Consider the following 1324-nt stretch of genomic DNA (forward strand, 5'->3'; position numbering starts at 1 on the left):
CTTGATTTTGGCAAAGGCGAGCAAAGCCAACGAACTGGGTGTGGCACTGAGCATTGACTGCCAAAGTGATTTGAGCGCACTGTCTCGCCGTTTGTCAGAAGAACAATTGTGTGGGTTGATTGGCAATTTAGCTCAAAACGCTTTGGAAGCGGTAAAAGGACAAGAGAACGGTCACGTACACATCGGTATTTCAGAATCGGCTTGTGAGTACACTATTCAGGTTTCGAACAATGGCCCGCTGATCGAGAGTGAGTTTGATGTGTTGTGCGAATTGGGCTTTACCACTAAGCAAAACAAAGCCGATCATGGAGTAGGCATGTACCTTGTACGTTCCATCGTTGAGCAAGGCAATGGGCATATGGAGTTGGACAGTGACGAGCAAGAAACCGCGTTTACGATCTATTTCCCCAAGGAGTTAGGATGATAAAAGTAGTCATAGTGGAAGATGATCCCAACATTGCAGAGCTTCATCACCATTTCATCGAGCAAGTGGAACAATATCAAGTCGTCGGTATTGCCGGCAGTATTCACATTGCCCAGCAGCTAGTGACGCATACTAAGCCGGATTTGGTCATCGTCGACAACTACTTGCCAGACGGGCAAGGTGTCGAGCTGGTTTATCAATGGTTAGAGAGCGACCAGAAACCAGAATGCATTTTGGTCACGGCGGCCAATGACGCATCTACGGTTCAAAAAGCCCATCGTTTCGGCGCATTTGATTACCTCGTCAAGCCCGTTGATTACTCAAGACTAACCGAAAGCTTGCTCCGTTTCGCAAAGGTCAAAAACCATGTGCGTAGCCAAGAGAGTTTTCGACAGTCGCAGCTTGATGATTTGTTCCATCTTGGAAAAGGCACGCCAACGGATTTGGCTGGTTTAGATCCTTTTATGTTCCGTCAGGTGGTGGACCTGTTTACGCACGTGCATGTCGAGCACACCGCATTGAGTGTGTCGGAAAGCTTAACCATCAGTAAGAGCACGGCTCGTCGTTATTTGGATAAAGCCGTTGAGCAAGGTGAGTTGGTGGCATTTTTAGAACACGGGAAAGTAGGGCGACCGACTCGGGTTTATCGCAATAAGTTAGTCTCAGAAAGCTAAGTGTTTGAGATAAAGCACAAAGAAAGGCTCTTGTTGAAAGAGCCTTTTTCACGAAATGTCGACATATTTTGGCAAGTTTAATGCAGAACTTCACTGCTGAATCTTAAGTATTTGCAGTCGTTCATCAAATCTTTAAATGCCTTTCTATCCAGCTTAATCAGAGTTTCATGATCGCCGGCTTCGAGATAGACATGTTCCAAATTTGCTAACCTTTCATCGCAAACTG

At 46.0% G+C, this 1324-nt stretch carries 2 protein-coding genes; both read left to right on the forward strand.

What is annotated here, in order from left to right:
• Positions 1–424: sensor histidine kinase (locus R7127_RS26300; protein WP_318148694.1), on the forward strand; the 424-nt coding region annotated here is incomplete at its 5' end.
• Positions 421–1098: a response regulator gene (locus R7127_RS26305; RefSeq protein ID WP_025636273.1), complete on the forward strand. Its 678-nt coding sequence runs from the start codon at positions 421–423 to the stop codon at positions 1096–1098. The genes R7127_RS26300 and R7127_RS26305, both read left to right, overlap by 4 nt.
• Positions 1099–1324 lie beyond the last annotated feature (226 nt).

The sequence above is a fragment of the Vibrio sp. 1159 genome (assembly GCF_033340395.1).
Taxonomy (GTDB): Bacteria; Pseudomonadota; Gammaproteobacteria; order Enterobacterales; family Vibrionaceae; genus Vibrio; species Vibrio alginolyticus.

Coding starts and splice junctions, on each gene's coding strand:
- R7127_RS26305 (WP_025636273.1), top strand. CDS start 421: ATGATAAAAGTAGTCATAGTGGAAGATGATCCCAACATTGCAGAGCTT.